The 15701-nt window shown below is 63.1% G+C and carries 17 protein-coding genes; all 17 read left to right on the top strand.

Going from position 1 to position 15701, the window contains the following annotated elements:
* The first annotated feature begins 125 nt into the window (after positions 1–125).
* On the top strand, positions 126–929 hold the full coding sequence (locus VNZ65_RS15170) for a beta-ketoacyl synthase chain length factor (RefSeq protein WP_325670399.1): 804 nt from the start codon (positions 126–128) through the stop codon (positions 927–929).
* A complete protein-coding gene (locus VNZ65_RS15165) occupies positions 922–1701 on the top strand; it encodes a lysophospholipid acyltransferase family protein (RefSeq protein ID WP_325670397.1) in 780 nt (259 codons plus the stop codon). Before VNZ65_RS15170 ends, VNZ65_RS15165 begins: the two co-directional genes overlap by 8 nt.
* Positions 1688–1948: a phosphopantetheine-binding protein gene (locus VNZ65_RS15160; RefSeq protein ID WP_325670395.1), complete on the top strand. Its 261-nt coding sequence runs from the start codon at positions 1688–1690 to the stop codon at positions 1946–1948. Before VNZ65_RS15165 ends, VNZ65_RS15160 begins: the two co-directional genes overlap by 14 nt.
* A gap of 25 nt (positions 1949–1973) precedes the next feature.
* Complete coding sequence (locus VNZ65_RS15155) at positions 1974–2228, top strand: acyl carrier protein (protein ID WP_349255972.1); 255 nt, start codon at positions 1974–1976, stop codon at positions 2226–2228.
* A 16-nt stretch (positions 2229–2244) separates the two neighbouring features.
* Positions 2245–2850 (top strand): hypothetical protein, encoded by a 606-nt coding sequence (locus VNZ65_RS15150; protein WP_325670391.1) that lies wholly within the window; start codon positions 2245–2247, stop codon positions 2848–2850.
* Positions 2843–4630: an AMP-binding protein gene (locus tag VNZ65_RS15145; protein ID WP_325670389.1), complete on the top strand. Its 1788-nt coding sequence runs from the start codon at positions 2843–2845 to the stop codon at positions 4628–4630. Before VNZ65_RS15150 ends, VNZ65_RS15145 begins: the two co-directional genes overlap by 8 nt.
* The gene (locus VNZ65_RS15140; protein ID WP_325670387.1) at positions 4617–5411 is read left to right on the top strand and encodes a glycosyltransferase family 2 protein; all 795 of its coding nucleotides are present in this window, start codon (positions 4617–4619) and stop codon (positions 5409–5411) included. The genes VNZ65_RS15145 and VNZ65_RS15140 overlap by 14 nt, the downstream gene beginning before the upstream one ends.
* A complete protein-coding gene (locus VNZ65_RS15135) occupies positions 5408–6376 on the top strand; it encodes an acyltransferase (protein WP_325670385.1) in 969 nt (322 codons plus the stop codon). Before VNZ65_RS15140 ends, VNZ65_RS15135 begins: the two co-directional genes overlap by 4 nt.
* A complete protein-coding gene (locus VNZ65_RS15130) occupies positions 6363–7943 on the top strand; it encodes an aromatic amino acid ammonia-lyase (protein ID WP_325670383.1) in 1581 nt (526 codons plus the stop codon). Before VNZ65_RS15135 ends, VNZ65_RS15130 begins: the two co-directional genes overlap by 14 nt.
* 10 nt (positions 7944–7953) lie before the next feature.
* The gene (locus VNZ65_RS15125) at positions 7954–8388 is read left to right on the top strand and encodes an acyl-CoA thioesterase (RefSeq protein ID WP_414649140.1); all 435 of its coding nucleotides are present in this window, start codon (positions 7954–7956) and stop codon (positions 8386–8388) included.
* Positions 8385–9005: an outer membrane lipoprotein carrier protein LolA gene (locus tag VNZ65_RS15120; RefSeq protein WP_325670379.1), complete on the top strand. Its 621-nt coding sequence runs from the start codon at positions 8385–8387 to the stop codon at positions 9003–9005. Before VNZ65_RS15125 ends, VNZ65_RS15120 begins: the two co-directional genes overlap by 4 nt.
* A gap of 43 nt (positions 9006–9048) precedes the next feature.
* Positions 9049–11433 carry an MMPL family transporter gene (locus tag VNZ65_RS15115; RefSeq protein WP_325670377.1) on the top strand — a complete coding sequence of 795 codons (2385 nt, stop codon included), beginning with the start codon at positions 9049–9051 and terminating at the stop codon, positions 11431–11433.
* On the top strand, positions 11433–12665 hold the full coding sequence (locus VNZ65_RS15110) for an NAD(P)/FAD-dependent oxidoreductase (RefSeq protein WP_325670375.1): 1233 nt from the start codon (positions 11433–11435) through the stop codon (positions 12663–12665). Before VNZ65_RS15115 ends, VNZ65_RS15110 begins: the two co-directional genes overlap by 1 nt.
* The gene (locus tag VNZ65_RS15105) at positions 12656–13291 is read left to right on the top strand and encodes a DUF3261 domain-containing protein (RefSeq protein WP_325670373.1); all 636 of its coding nucleotides are present in this window, start codon (positions 12656–12658) and stop codon (positions 13289–13291) included. The genes VNZ65_RS15110 and VNZ65_RS15105 overlap by 10 nt, the downstream gene beginning before the upstream one ends.
* A gap of 13 nt (positions 13292–13304) precedes the next feature.
* Entirely contained in the window at positions 13305–14492 is a 1188-nt protein-coding gene (locus tag VNZ65_RS15100) for a beta-ketoacyl-ACP synthase (RefSeq protein WP_325670371.1), read from the top strand.
* Positions 14489–14968 carry a hotdog family protein gene (locus VNZ65_RS15095; protein WP_325670369.1) on the top strand — a complete coding sequence of 160 codons (480 nt, stop codon included), beginning with the start codon at positions 14489–14491 and terminating at the stop codon, positions 14966–14968. The genes VNZ65_RS15100 and VNZ65_RS15095 overlap by 4 nt, the downstream gene beginning before the upstream one ends.
* Positions 14965–15701 (top strand): 3-ketoacyl-ACP reductase FabG2 (locus tag VNZ65_RS15090; RefSeq protein WP_325670366.1); only part of this gene is annotated, 737 nt, incomplete at its 3' end. The genes VNZ65_RS15095 and VNZ65_RS15090, both read left to right, overlap by 4 nt.

The raw sequence follows: 15701 nt of genomic DNA, 5'->3' as shown, positions 1-15701 counted from the left end.
TATCAATATTTCTCTGCGGCATATAGATTATAATGCCGCGCAAAATAGACAAATTGCCGTCGGTTCGGCTCCCTGGACCACCGGCAAAAAATAAAATCGATTCAATGGTTGGCGGGGAGTGGTAGATGGAACTCGGGGGAGTCAGATTTTCGATTGCGTCGCATGCTGCGTGGGCGCCTGGGCTGGATACAGCCGCCGCCTGGGCGGCATGGGCTGAGCGGCCGCACGTCATCGCGGGCGAGCGCGAAGCAGCGGTCGCGGCGATGCCTGCCATGCTGCGTCGGCGCGCCGGTTTCATCGGCAAGATGGCGCTGGAAAGCGCCTATCGCTGCCTCGCTGGCCGCACTGATGTGCCGACCGTGTTCTGCTCGCGCCATGGCGAATGCATGCGCTCAGTCGAGCTGCTTGCCGATCTCGCCGATGGCCAGCCTCTTTCTCCCGCTTCCTTCAGTTTGTCTGTCCATAATGCCGCCGCCGGGCTGTTTTCGATCGCGCGCCAGGACCAGGCCAGCCATGCTGCCCTGGCCGCCGGCCACGCCGGGATCGAGCACGCGGTGATCGAAGCCTGCGGCCTGCTGGCGGATGGCGCCCCTGAAGTGTTGCTGGTGGCTTACGACGGCGTGTTGCCGGTGTTGTTTCACGAATTTCAGGATTGCCAGGAGCAGCCCTTTGCCTGGGCCTGGCTGATGCAGGCTGTGACCGCGGAATCCAGCGATGTGATCGCGCTGTCGTGGGCCAGCCCGGATGGGGATGAGGCAAGCGCAATGCAGCAAGAGTCAAGCAAGACTGAACCTGACAGGGCGGTAGATGCGCGCCAGCCGGCTGGCCTGGAGGTGTTGGCATTTTATCTGCGCCGCCAAGTCGAGCTGCAGCGTACTGTCGATCAACAGCACTGGCGTTGGCAGCGGCTGCGGGGCCAGCATGCTTAAGCGCCTCAACCGCTATTGGCGGGTACTGGCGACCGGTGTCAGTTTCGTGGTGTTCGCCATCGGCGGACTGGTCTTGCGCGCCCTGGTGTTTCCGTTGCTTAACCTGGTCATCTGGGAGCACCAGTTGCGCAGGCTGCTTGCGCGCCAGGTGATTCGCTGGGTATTCCGCGCTTTTGTCGGTCTCATGCGCTGGCTCGGGGTCTTGAATTACGATGTCAGCGGCCTCGAACGGCTGGAGCGGCAAGGTTTGCTGATCCTGGCCAATCATCCCACCTTGATCGATACGGTGTTTCTGATGGCCTTTGTCAAACGGGCCGACTGCATCGTCAATGGACGGCTGTGGGACAACCCGTTTACGCGCGGACCGGTCAGCGCCGCCGGCTATATCAGCAACGCCGACGGCAGCGGCCTGGTAGAGAATTGCATCACATCGTTGCGGCGCGGCAGCAACCTGATCATCTTTCCGGAAGGTACTCGCACCGCCGGCGACGGTCAGATCAGGCTGAAGCGCGGCGCGGCGAACATTGCCGTGCGCAGCATGTCGAACGTGACGCCGGTGGTGATCCGCTGCCTGCCGCCGACCCTGGGTAAAGGTGTCAAATGGTGGCGCGTGCCTCCAGTCGCCGCGCATTTCAGCATTGAAGTAAAAGACGATATCGATGTCAGCGCGTTTTTGACCAGAGCAGGCAGCGAAGTATTGGCCGCCAGGCATTTAACTGCTTACTTGCAGGATTATTTTAGGAAAGAAAGCCAAGTCCATGCAGCAGCTTGAAGAAGAAGTAAAGCAGGTCATCATCGATGTCCTGCAATTGGAAGATATCACCGCGGCCGACATCGTCAGCGATGCGCCGTTGTTCGTCGACGGCCTCGGCCTCGATTCGATCGATGCGCTGGAGCTCGGCGTGGCGATTCAAAAACGCTACGGCATCTCGCTGTCGGCAGATTCGGCCGAGACCCGTAATCACTTTGCCTCAGTGCGCACGCTGGCCGCGATGATCGCCAGCAATAGAAAGAAATGACGGTGTAACGATGTTGACCAATTCGATGAGCAAGGAAGAGATCTACCTGTGGCTGGTGAATGTGCTGCATGAAATGTTCGAGATCGACAAGGACCAGGTAACGCCGCAAGCCAACCTGTATACCGATCTGGACATCGACAGCATCGATGCCGTCGATCTGGTGGTCAAGCTCAAGCAGCTGACCGGCAAGCGCTTGCAGCCGGACGTGTTCAAGGCAGTGCGCACGGTGCAGGACGTGGTCGATGCGCTGGCGGCCTTGCTGGCCGAGGATGCCCGCTGAGGCATCCAGGGATATCGTGCAGAATCTCTGGCGCCATGCGCCGACCGCCATCAGCCTACTGGTCACCTTGCTCTATCCGCTCGCGATCTGGCTCGGACACGGCCGTGTCGAGCCACGCCTGCTGGCCTTGCTGCTGGTGCTGGCGGCCGCAACGCGCCTGCCGACGCTGAAGGTTAAGCGCGCCAGCCGCTGGTGGCTGGGCGCCGCCTTGCTGCTGGCAGCCGTCGCGATCTGGAACAATGCCTTGCTGCCTTTGAAGCTGTACCCGGTGCTGGTCAATGTCGGCATGCTGGCGCTGTTTGGTTACAGCTTGTACGCGCCGCCGTCGATCATCGAGCGCATGGCGCGCCTGAGCGATCCCGCCTTGCCTGACTATGCAATTGCCTACACTCGCCGCGTGACGCAGGTGTGGTGCGGCTTTTTCATACTCAACGGCGCGCTGGCGCTGGCCACTGCACTGTGGGCTTCGGCCGCGCTTTGGTCCTTGTACAACGGCGTAGTGGCTTATGTACTGATGGGTTGCCTGTTCGCCGGCGAATACCTGGTGCGCATGCTGGTCAAGCGCCGCCATGCCCGGCTGGCATCGCAAGCCGGCCCGCAGCAAGGCGGCCAGCATGTCTGATCCGCGCAATCTGCTGACGCTGTTGAGCGAACCCTCAGGTCAGGCGCGGCCGTTCGCGTGGCGCGATGGCCGGGCGCTGAGCTGGGATCATTTTCTGGCGCAGGCTGCGGCCTGGCGCCAGCTGCTGGCGCGCCAGCCTGGCAGCCGCTTCGCCCTTTACTCCAGCGACAGCGCGGATTTTGCCTGCATCCTGTTCGGCGCCTGGCAGGCCGGCAAGACGGTCTATTTGCCGGGCGACGCGCTGCCCGCCACTTGCGCCAACCTGAGTGCATTGGTGGACGGCTATCTCGGCGAATTTCCGTCGCACCACGCACCGTTGGCGCTGCCGGCCGCAAGCGAAGGCGAAGCCCCTTTGAAACATGATTTCAAAGCGCTGGCGCCGGATTTCCCCGGACTGGTGATATTCACCTCTGGCAGTACCGGTGAACCGCAAGCGGTGCCGAAATTCCTGTCGCAGCTGGCTACCGAAGTGGCTACCCTTGAGCAGCTGTTCGGCGCGCGCATCGGCGACGCCGACATCTTCGCCACCGTGTCGCACCAGCATATCTACGGTCTGCTGTTCAAGGTGCTGTGGCCTTTGAGCCAGCGGCGCACGATACATGCACGGCAAATCAACTTCCTGGAAGAACTGCAACCCGGCGGCAGGCCGTTTATTCTTGTCTCCAGCCCGGCCCATCTGAAGCGCTTGCCGGCCGAACTGGCTGCCGCTCGGAATTCGCCGTCGCTGGCTGCAACCCGCGCCATTTTTTCTTCCGGCGGTCCGTTGCCGCAGGATGTTGCCGTCGAAGCCGGACGCCTGCTGGGATCCGTCCCGGTCGAGGTGTACGGCAGTTCGGAAACCGGCGGCGTCGCCTGGCGCCAGCGCTGTGGTGACGACCGCGATGACGACAGCTGGCAGGTCATGCCGGCGATTGCCTGGCGCGTGGCGGTCGGCCAGGAACTGCTGGAGATCCGTTCGCCGCATCTGCCGGACGCCGAGTGGCATGCAATGGCCGACCAGGTGCAAGCGCTTGACGCCCATCGCTTCCGCCTGCAGGGACGCGTGGACCGCATCGTGAAAGTGGAAGAGAAGCGCATTTCGCTGGACGCGCTGGAGCGCCTGCTCAAGGCGCAGACGACGGTGGCCGACGCCAAGGTCTTGCTGCTGGATCATTCGGTATCGCAGTCCCAGCACCAGCCGCGACAACGGATTGCCGCCTTTGTGGTGCTGTCCGCCGACGGCCGGCAAATCCTCTCGGCGCATGGCAAGCTGGCCTTGAATCGTCAACTGCGCGATGGCATGGCGCATGCGGTCGAGCCGGTAGCGCTGCCGCGCAGCTGGCGTTACCTGGATGCCTTGCCGCTCAATGCGCAGGGCAAAACCACCCGCGCCGATTTGCTGGCGCTGCTGGACCCGCAAGAGCCGGCCTCGGCAGCCAGGCGGCCCACCATGCCGGTCACGCGCTTGCTGGAGCAAGACGCACAGCGCGTCTTGCTTGAGCTGACGGTACCGCCCAATCTGCTGTATTTCGACGGCCATTTCGCCGAGGCAGCCATCCTGCCCGGCGTGGTCCAGGTCGACTGGGCAGTCAGCTACGGCCGAGACTATTTTCCGCTGGCGCCGCAATTCCTGAGCATGCATGCGCTGAAGTTCCAGCGCGTCATCACACCCGGCATGGTAGTGCAGCTGGAGCTGCTGCACGATCTGCAAAAAAGCAGCCTGTCATTCCGTATGTTCTCTGCCGCCGGCCAGCACGCCGGCGGCCGTATCGCTTTTGGAGGCGCCGATGGGCCGCATTGAATCCAACGTCGTGCCTAGTTTCGAGCGCTTCACGCCTTGTGCCGTGATCCCGGTGTATAACCACGAACATGCCATCGGCGCTGTGGTGGCTGCAGTGCTGGCGCACGACCTGCCTTGCGTGCTGGTGGACGATGCCAGCTCGGCTTCATGCGCGGCGGTGCTGGATGCGCTGGCCAGTGCCGATCCGCAGCGCATCACCTTGCTGCGGCACGCCGTCAACCGCGGCAAGGGCGGAGCGGTATTGACCGGCGGCCGGCACGCTGCCGCGGCTGGCTTCAGCCATGCACTGCAAATCGACGCCGACGGCCAGCACTGTACCGACGATATACCGCGTTTCCTGCAGCAAGCCGCTGCCGCGCCGGACAGCCTGATCGCCGGCTGCCCGCAATACGACGACAGCGTGCCGGCCTTGCGTTTTTATGCCCGTTACCTGACCCATGTATGGGTCTGGATCAACACGCTGTCGCTCGATATCAAGGATTCGATGTGCGGTTTCCGCGTCTATCCCTTGCCATCCCTGATCCGGCTGGCGCAGCGCAAGCAGCTGGGCGAACGCATGAACTTCGATATCGAAGTGCTGGTGCGTTTGTACTGGGACGGCGTCGCAATCGTCAACCTGCCGACCCGGGTGGCCTATCCGCTGGACGGCGTCTCGCATTTCCGCGCCGGCCTCGACAACCTCCTGATTTCGCGCCTGCATGCGACGCTGTTCTTCGGCATGCTATGGCGCGCACCACGTCTGCTGGCGCGCCGTTTGTTGCCTAGGCGAGGTGCAGCATGAGCGCCGGACAAGCGCAGCAGCACTGGGCGCAGATCAATGAAGCCAGCTTTGTCGGCGGCATGCGCCTGCTGTTCTGGATTTACCGCATTGCTGGCCGCTGGCCTTTCCGCATCGCCTTGTATCCGGTGCTGGGCTGGTATTTACTGAGCAAGCCGGCGGCGCGGCACGCCTCTATGACGTATCTGCAGCGCTTGTGCGCCTTCGACCCGGCGGTAGGGCGGATCAACCGGATCCGGCCGGGCCTGCGCGGCGTATTCCAGCATTTCGCTTCCTTCGCTGAAAACATTCTCGACAAGATGCTGCTCTGGGGCGGCCTGTTCAAGACTGCCGAGGTAGTTTCATTCGGACGCGAGCAGATGCTGGAGAACATACAGGCGCAGCGCGGCGGCTTGCTGATCTGCGCACACCTGGGCAACCTGGAACTGTGCCGGGTGCTGTCCCGGCAGCGGCATGCGCTGCGGATTACGGTGCTGGTGCATACCAAGCATGCGCAGGCGTTCAACCGCCTGCTGGCAAAACTCGATCCGGACAGTCAGCTGAACCTGATGCAGGTCAGCGAGATGACGCCGGCTACCGCCATGATCCTGGCGGAAAAGGTCGGGCGCGGCGAGTTCGTCGCCATTGCCGGCGACCGCATTCCGGTGTCGGCCGCGCCACGCGTGGCGCGCGCTTCCTTTCTGGGTGAAAGCGCGGCCTTTCCGGTCGGCCCGTATGTGCTGGCCAGCCTGCTGCAATGTCCGGTCTACCTGCTGTTTTCGATGACCAAAAACGGTCATTCGGAATGCCATTTCGAACTGTTCCGGGAAACCATCCGGCTGCCGCGCAAGGAGCGCGACATGGTCCTCAATGAACTCGCGGCCGCGTACGCGGCAAGGCTGGAGCACTTTTGCCTGAGAGCGCCGCTGCAATGGTTCAATTTCTACGACTTCTGGCAATTATCTGGATACCAAGATGCTTCTCGCTGAACTGAAAGATTTTCCCCTGCCGGCCGCTGTCGACCAAGGCCGCACTGTCTGCTTCGACCAAGGACGCCTGACGATCGAAGACATCGTCGCCATTTCCTCCGGCGCCGCGCAGGTGAGCTTGTCCGAGGAGCCGGCGTTCCGCGCCGCGATTACCCGCGGCGCCGATTTTCTCGACCGCCTGCTGCGCGAAGACGGCACCATCTATGGCGTCACCACCGGCTATGGCGATTCCTGCACGGTCAACGTGCCGGCCGAGCTGATTCCGGAATTGCCGCATCACCTGTATACCTATCACGGCTGCGGCCTGGGCGAGCTGTTCAGCCCGCAGCAAACGCGTGCCATCATGGCTGTACGGCTGGCTTCGCTCAGCAAGGGTTATTCCGGCGTCAGCGTCGGTTTGCTGGAACAGATCACGCGCCTGCTGAAAGAGGATTTGCTGCCGCTGATTCCTTCCGAGGGTTCGGTCGGCGCCAGCGGCGACCTGACGCCTTTGTCGTACCTGGCAGCCGTGCTGTGCGGCGAGCGCGAAGTCTGGCGCGATGGCGCCAAGGTCTCTGCTGCAGAGGCTCTGGCTGCTGCCGGCATTACACCGTTGCGCCTGCGGCCGAAGGAAGGGCTGGCGATCATGAACGGCACCGCCGTCATGACTGCCCTGGCTTGCCTGGCCTATCAGCGCGCCGAATACCTGGTGCGCATCGCCACCCGCATCACCGCCATGGCCAGTTTCGCGCTGGACGGCAACGCCCATCACTTCGACGAAACCCTGTTTGCGGTCAAGCCGCACGCCGGCCAGCAGCGCGTGGCTGCCTGGTTGCGCCAGGATTTGCCGACCAGCGATGCGCCGCGCAACCAGAAGCGCCTGCAAGACCGTTATTCGATCCGCTGCGCACCGCACGTGATCGGCGTGCTGGCGGATGCCTTGCCATGGATGCGCGAGTCGATTGAAAACGAGCTCAACAGCGCCAACGACAATCCGATCATCGATGGCGAAAACGAGCGCGTGCTGCACGGCGGCCATTTTTATGGCGGCCATATCGCCTTCGTCATGGACAGCATGAAAAACGCAGTCGCCAACGTCGCCGATTTGCTGGACCGGCAGATGGCCCTGCTGGTCGACAGCCGCTACAACCATGGTTTGCCGGCTAACCTGTCCGGCGCCGATGGCGCGCGCGCCAGCATCAACCATGGCTTGAAAGCGCTGCAGATCAGCGCTTCCGCCTGGACTGCCGAAGCGCTCAAGCAAACCATGCCGGCCTCGGTGTTTTCCCGTTCCACCGAATGCCATAACCAGGACAAGGTCAGCATGGGCACCATCGCCGCCCGCGACTGCCTGCGCGTGCTGCAATTGACCGAGCAGGTGGTGGCAGCCATGCTGATCAGCGTACGCCAGGGCGTCTGGCTGCGCAGCCGCCAGGACGGCGCGGCCCAGCCGCAACAAAACCTGCAGCAGATGATGGAATTGCTGGCTGTGGACATCGACGTCATCCGCGAAGACCGCATGCTGGAGCCCGATCTGCGCCGCCTGCTGGAGCGGCTGCGCCTGCAACATTGGCAGTTATACGAATAAGGCCATGATGATGCACAAAGACAAAGCGCACAGCCGCTGGACGGCCGAACTGGAACTGCAGGTGCAGTTCTACGATCTCGATCCGATGGAAATCGTCTGGCATGGCAATTACATCAAGTATCTGGAAGCAGCCCGTTGCGCGCTGCTCGATACGATCGCTTACAACTATCCGCAAATGCAGGCGTCCGGCTACAGCTGGCCTATCATCGACCTGCACCTGCGTTATGCCCACCCGGCGACTTTCGGCCAGCGTATCAAGGTCAGCGCCGCCATCATCGAGTGGGAAAACCGTTTGCGGATCGAATATGTGATCTGCGACAGCGCCAGCGGCCAGCGCCTGACCCGCGGCACGACCACCCAGGTGGCGGTGGACATCGCGACAGGCGAAATGTGTTTTGCCTCACCGCCGGTATTGTTTCAAAAACTAGGAATCGAACCAGCATGAAAGAAAACCGCGCAAACAGCATTCTCATGGCCGTCGTGTTGGCTGCTGCGGCGTGCTCCGCATTTGCCGCCGCCCCGGTCGACAAGATCCAGGCGATGCTGGCGCAGCCGCCGGTCTTGTGCGGCCGTTTCGATCAAAGCAAGCAGCTGGTCGGCATCAAGAAGCCGCTGCTGTCGAACGGCCGTTTCTGCGTGGTGAACGGCAAGGGCGTCTTGTGGCGCACCTTGCAGCCGTTTCCCAATACGCTGCGCCTGAAGCGCGACGAAATCGTGCAGATGCAGGGCGACCGCGTTGCCATGCGCATGGACGCCAAGCAGGAGCCGGTAGTGAAGATGATTAACGGCGTGCTGTTTTCCTTGCTGGCCGGCGACCTGAGCCAGCTGGAAACCCTGTTTGAACTGGATGGCAGCGTCACCGGCAACAGCTGGAACGTGGCGCTGAAAGCACGCCAGCCGGCGCTGGCCAAGGCTATCGGCACGCTGGCGCTGAGCGGCGGCGCTTACGTCAAGACCGTCACGATCAACGAAGCCAGCGGCGACCGCACTGAAATCAGCTTCTCCGGCCTGCAAAGCGGCAGCAGCGCCATGACAGCGGAAGAAGGGGCTGCGCTTGAGTAATTCGGGTACAGGGGCTAAGCCGGCATACAGCAGGTCCAGGCGTTTGGCGCTGATTTTTGCTTTGCCTTGGGCGCTGGTGGTGGCCCTGCTGCTGGCGCATAACGGCTACCTGTGGCTGGTCAAAGGCGTGGTGCCGGATACCGATATCCTGGCGCTGTTGCCGGTGCAGCAGCGCGACCCGGTGCTGCAGCAAGCTTTCACGCACATGGTCGACGCTGCCCAGCAGCGTGTCATCGTGCTGGTTGGCGCCGATGACTGGGAGCACGCCCGCAGCGCCGCCGATGCCTACAATGCGGTGCTGGCCAGGCATGCCGATGTGCTGCAAGCCGGCATGCAACTGTCGGAGCAAAGCCAGCAGGACTGGCTGGCGCCGTCGCAGCAGATGCGGCTCAGCCTGCTGACGCCGTCCCAGCAGGACGCGCTGCGCGGGCAGCCCTCCAAATACTGGTCCGATACGGCGTTACAGCAGCTGTACAGCCCGTTTTCCGGCCCCAAGCTGGGCGCCTGGCAAGACGACCCCTTCGGCCTGTTCAGCGGCTGGGTGCAGGCACGCGCGCAGGAAACCCCGGTGCGTCCACGCGACGGCTATTTGTTCGTGGAAGACAAAGGCCGTCCCTATATCGTGCTGCTGATGACCTTGCGTCAGCCGGCGTTTTCGATGGCCACCCAGCGCGCAGTACTGCCTTTGCTGGAACAGGCTGGCGCGGCCGCGCGCCAGGCTGTGCCTTCAGTGGAGCTGGTCAGCGCCGGCGTGGTGCTGCATGCGGGCGCCGGCAGCGCCCAGGCCAGCCGTGAAATGTCGACCATCGGTGTCGGCTCGCTGCTCGGCATCATCCTGCTGATGTGGCTGACCTTCCGTTCGCTGCGGCCGATAGGCTTGATCATGCTGTCGATCGCGGTCGGCTGCCTGGGCGCTTTTTCCGTGTGCTGGCTGATCTTCGGCCAGGTGCACCTGCTGACGCTGGTGTTCGGCGCCAGCCTGATCGGCGTGGCGCAGGACTATGGCATCTATTTCCTGTGCAGCCGGGTGTCTGCCGACCGTAAGCTGGATTCCTGGCAACTGCTGCGGCGCCTGATGCCGGGCCTGCTGCTGACGCTGACGGCCGCCGTGATCGGCTATGTCGGCCTGGCGCTGACGCCGTTTCCCGGCTTGCGGCAGATGGCGCTGTTTTCGGTGCTCGGCCTGCTGTTCGCCTGGCTTACCGTGATTTTCTGGTTTCCGGCGCTGCTGAGCGCTGCGACGTTGAACAACTCAAGTTTTGCCGCATGGTTCGGTCAGACTCGCCGCCATTGGCCACTGCTGAAATGGAATGGGGCGAGCTTGCTGGCGCTTTTGCTGTTTGCCGCTTTTGCGCTGACCGGCATTGCGCGCCTGAAAGTGAATGACGACATCCGTTCATTGCAGACGCCGCCCAAAGCCTTGCTGGCGGACCAGATCAAGCTCGGCAAGCTGCTCGATGCGCCGACTCCGGTGCAGTTCTACCTGGTGCGCGGCGCCAGCGCGGAGCAGGTATTGCAGCGCGAAGAAGCGCTCAGACAAAAACTGGAGCCGCTGGTCGCCAAGCATGTCATCAGCGGCTACCAGGCAATGTCCAGCTGGACGCCGTCGATCCAGGTGCAGCAAGCCAACCGCACCCTGGTGACGCAAGCTTTGTTGGCTCCCGACGGCCCTTTGAAGGCAGTAGCTGCGCAACTGGGCGAGGACGACAGCTGGATCCGGCAGATGCGCGAACGCGCCTTGAGCGGCGCCGCCAGCGCCAATGGCGGCCAGGCGCTGACGCCGGAAGCTTTCCTGAAAACCGCAGCCAGCGAACCGTCGCGCCATCTGTGGCTGGGCAAGGTGGACAGTCCGCAGGGCAGCGTCTACGCTAGCATCGTCGCTTTGCGCGGCGTCGACAATTATGTCAACTTGCCGTTGTTGCAACAGGCCGGCGAGCAGCTAGCCGGCGTGCAGTGGGTGGACAAGGTCAGTGAAATATCGTCTGTGCTGGGACATTACCGGCAATATATGGGCTGGGTCTTGCTCGGCGCGTATGCAGCGATTTTCCTGCTGCTGTTTGCGCGCTACCGTTTCGCCGCCTGGCGCGTGCTGGCGCCGCCGGCCCTGGCCAGCATAGCCACCCTGGCTGTGCTCGGCGTCATCGGCCAGCCTTTGCAGCTGTTCCACGTGCTGGCGCTGATGCTGATTCTCGGCCTGGGTGTCGACTACGGCATTTTCATGCAGGAACAAAGCATGCAGCGCGACCGCTTCGCCTGGCTTACGGTTGGTTTGTCTGCCGCCAGCGCCTTGCTATCGTTCGGCTTGCTGGCGTTGTCGGGAACGCCGCCGCTGCACGCCTTCGGATTCACGATGTTGATCGGAATTGCGGTTGTCTGGATGATCGCACCATGTTTTAGCCAGGATTTGCCAAAGAAAGAAAAGCAATAATGAACGCAAGAGTTGAGCAATGTGATGTTCTGGTGATCGGCGCCGGTCCGGCAGGATCGGTGGCGGCCGCCTTGCTGTTGAAGCAGGGGCGCCAGGTGCTGGTGCTGGAGCGCGAACAGTTCCCGCGCTTCAGCATCGGCGAAAGCCTGCTGCCGCAAAGCATGGAATACCTGGAACAGGCCGGCATGCTGCAGGCCGTGGTGGAGGCCGGTTTCCAGTACAAGAACGGCGCGGCCTTTGTACGCGGCGAGCGCTATACCGATTTCGATTTCCGCGACAAGCATTCCGCCGGCTGGGGTACGACTTATCAAGTGCAGCGCGCCAGTTTCGACCACGTGCTGGCCAAGGAAGCCGAGCGTCAGGGCGCTGAAGTGCGTTACCAGCACACCGTTACGGCATTCGATCAGGCAGGCAGCAAGCCGCGCGTCACCGTGCGCCATGCCGACGGCAGCGAGTACATCGTGGAAGCCAGTTTTGTGCTGGACGCCAGCGGTTTCGGCCGGGTCTTGCCGCGTCTGCTGCAATTGGAAACGCCATCGAATTTCCCTGTGCGCGGCGCGATTTTCACGCACATCGAGGATGGCGTTGCCGCCGGCGGATTTGACCGCAACAAGATCCGCATCACGGTCCATCCGGAACATTGCAATGTCTGGTACTGGCTGATTCCGTTTGCCGGTGGCCGCTGTTCGATTGGCGTGGTGGCGGAAACCAAGTTCCTGGAGCAGTTCAAGGGCAGCGAAACCGAACGCCTGCAAGAACTGGTGATGCAGGATCCGGCCTCGCGCGCGCTGCTGAAAAACGCCCGCTGGGATACGCCTGCGCGCCAGATCGTCGGCTATTCGGCCAACGTCAAGTCGCTGTGGGGCAAGGGCTACGCCTTGCTGGGCAATGCCGGCGAGTTCCTCGATCCGGTGTTCTCTTCCGGTGTGACGATCGCCGTCAAGTCCGCCAGCCTGGCTGCAGCTGTCTTGCAGCGCCAGTTTGCCGGCGACAGCGTGGACTGGGAGAGTGAATATGCTGTGCCGCTCAAGAAGGGCGTGGATGCTTTCCGCACTTTTGTCGAATCATGGTATTCCGGCGGTTTCCAGAAAGTGATCTTTTATGAACGGCAGCAGCCGGAAGTGCGCCGCATGATCGCCGCGATCCTGGCCGGCTATGCCTGGGACGAGAGCAATCCCTATGTCAAGGAAAGCAAGCGCCGCCTCAACACACTGGAGGAAATATGCAGCTAGGCCGGATGCAGCTCGGTAGCTGGCGTGGTCTCGGCTTGCCGCTGAGCGCGCTGTTGCTGTCTGCCTGCACCACCCAGCCCGTCAGCCAGGCGCCGGCCCGGCTTGGATTGAAGCTGGCGCCGGCGACGCTCGGCGCCAATATCAGCCTGCAGCAGCATTTGACGGTGGAGCGCAACGGCCGCACCGACCAGCTGGATGCGGCGCTGGAGATCGATGCGCAGCAGTTCAACATGGTGGGGCTGGCCTTCGGCCAGCGCGTCCTCACCCTGCATTACGATGGCCAGACCTTGCAGTCCTGGCGCCATCCCATGCTGCCCTCGCAGGTGCGGGCCGAGGATGTGCTGGAAGATACTCAACTGAGCTTGTGGCCGCTGGCGCCGATCCGCGCGGCGCTGCCGGCCGGCTGGGACATCCAGCAGCAAGGCCGGACGCGCACCCTGTCGCTGCAGGGCGAGCCGGTGATGGTCATCAACTACAGTTCGGACAGCAAGACGGCGCCCTGGAGTGGCAAGATGGAATTGAACAATCTGCGTTATCACTATCGCTTGACGATCGAGTCGGTCAGCGATGCTGCCGACGATGTGCCGCCTGGTCCCGCGATCAACGCAACTCCTGCGGCGCCTTAATTAGAAAAACAGCATGGTCTATCTCAATCAGCTCGGCATGATCTGTGCACTCGGCGATAACCACGCCGAGATCAGCCGCCGCCTGTTCGCCGGCGACAGCGGCGTCGCCATGACGCGCCGCCATTCGCCCGAACGGGAACTGGCGCTGGGTTGCGTGGACGCGATTCTGTCAGATACGCTGCCAGATATCCAGGCGCTGCCTGTGCGGCACCGCAGCCGCAATAACCAGCTGGCGCTGGCCGCGCTGGCGCAGATCCGGCCGCAGGTCGACGCTGCCATACAGCGTTTTGGCGCCAGCCGGGTGGCGATCGTGCTTGGCACCAGCACTTCTGGCATCGCCCAGACCGAGGCGGCGTTCCGCTATCGCCGGGAAAACGGCGGCTTCCCGGCCGGCTTCAGCTATGCGCAGCAGGAAATGGGCTCACCGGCCGCCATGCTGGCCGCCGAGCTGGGCGTGAGCGGCCCGGCCTATGTGCATTCCAGCGCCTGCGCCTCCAGCAGCAAGGCGATGGCGAGTGCGGCGCGCCTGCTCAATATGGGCGTTTGCGACGCCGTGCTGAGCGGCGGCGTCGATTCGCTGTGCGCGTTTACCGTGGCCGGCTTTGCCGCACTGGAATCGGTCAGCGTCGCGCGCTGCAATCCCTTCAGCGTCAATCGCAACGGCATCAACATCGGCGAGGGCGCCGCGCTGTTCCTGATGACCAGGGCAGAGGCTGCGGTCAGCCTGCGCGGCTGGGGCGAGTCCTCCGACGGTTATCATATATCCGCGCCGGACCCGTCCGGCAACGGCGCCCGCAGCGCCATCGAACAGGCGCTGGCGCACGCCGGCCTGGCTCCGGCGCAATGCGATTACATCAACTTGCATGGTACGGCGACAGTGCAGAACGACGCCATGGAAGGCCGCGTGATCGCCGCCCTGTTCGGCGACCAGGTGGCGCTCAGTTCGACCAAGCCGTTCACCGGCCATGCCTTGGGCGCGGCCGGCGCGGTGGAGGCGGGCTTGTGCTGGCTGGCGATGCAGGACAGCAATCCGCAAGGCCGTCTGCCGCCGCATTTGTGGGATGGCATGGCCGATGCGCAGCTGCCGCCGCTCAATCTGCTGCCCCCTGGCACCCGGCTGGGGCGCCCCCTGCGCTGGGCTCTGAGCAACTCGTTTGCCTTTGGCGGCGCCAATGCCAGCCTGCTGCTGGGGCGTGCATGATGGATGATTCGATATTGTTTGAAAACCTGGACATCCGCAGCCTGCTGCCGCACTCCGGCGCCATGGTGCTGCTCGATCGCCTGCTGTGGGCAGGCGCCGAAGAACTGCAGGCAGAGGTGACTATCCGCGCGGACAGCCTGTTTTGCCGGCAGCATGGGGTACCGGCCTGGGTCGGCGTCGAGTACATGGCGCAGGCGATTGCGGCGTATGCCGGCTATTCGGCAAAACAACGCGGCGAGGGCGTCAAGATCGGTTTCCTGCTCGGCACGCGCCGCTACGAAGCTGCTTGCGCCGAATTTGCCATCGGCAGCGTGCTGCAGGTGCAGGTACAGAAATTGCTGCAGGCGGATAACGGCATCGGCTCCTTCGAATGCCATATCCGCGCCAGTACGAGCATGCAGCAATTGGCCAGTGCCACCATTACCGTATTCCAGCCGGCTGATGCGGCTGTTTTTCTAGAAGGAAGTACTGAATGACGTCGGAATTGAATATTGCCGCAGGTCCGGCTGCGACCCCGCTTGACGGGGTGAATAAGACCGTGCTGGTGACCGGTTCCAGCCGCGGCATCGGCAAGGCCATCGCCTTGCGGCTGGCGCGCGACGGCTACGATATCGTCTTGCACTGCCATCAGCAGCGCGCGGCCGCCGATGCCGTGGCGCAGGCGGTGCGCGAGCTGGGCGTGCAGGCGCGCGTCTTGCAATTCGACATAGGGGACCGTCCGCTTACGGCAGACATTTTGCTGGCCGACATCGAACAGCATGGCTGCTATTACGGCGTGGTGTGCAATGCCGGCGTAGCGCGCGACAATGCGTTTCCGGCGATGCCGGGCGAGGATTGGGACCTGGTCCTGAAGACCAACCTGGACGGTTTTTACAATGTGCTCAATCCGCTGGTGATGCCCTTGGTGCAGCGCCGCGCGGCTGGCCGCATCGTCACGCTGGCCTCGGTGTCCGGACTGATCGGCAACCGCGGCCAGGTCAACTACAGCGCGGCCAAGGCCGGCATCATCGGCGCCACCAAGGCGCTGGCGATCGAGCTGGCCAAGCGCAACATCACGGTCAACTGCGTCGCGCCGGGGCTGATAGAAACCGACATGATCGATGGCGTGCCGCTGGACGAGGCGCTCAAGATGATTCCCGCGCGCCGGGTCGGCAAGCCGGAAGAGGTGGCGGCGGCCGTGGCTTTCCTGCTGCACCCGGATGCAGCCTA

Origin of the sequence: Collimonas sp., from assembly GCF_035566555.1 — a bacterium.
Lineage (GTDB): Bacteria > Pseudomonadota > Gammaproteobacteria > Burkholderiales > Burkholderiaceae_D > Collimonas.
The sequence above is the reverse complement of the archived record's forward strand: the minus strand, read 5'-3'. Positions and strand labels throughout refer to the sequence as shown.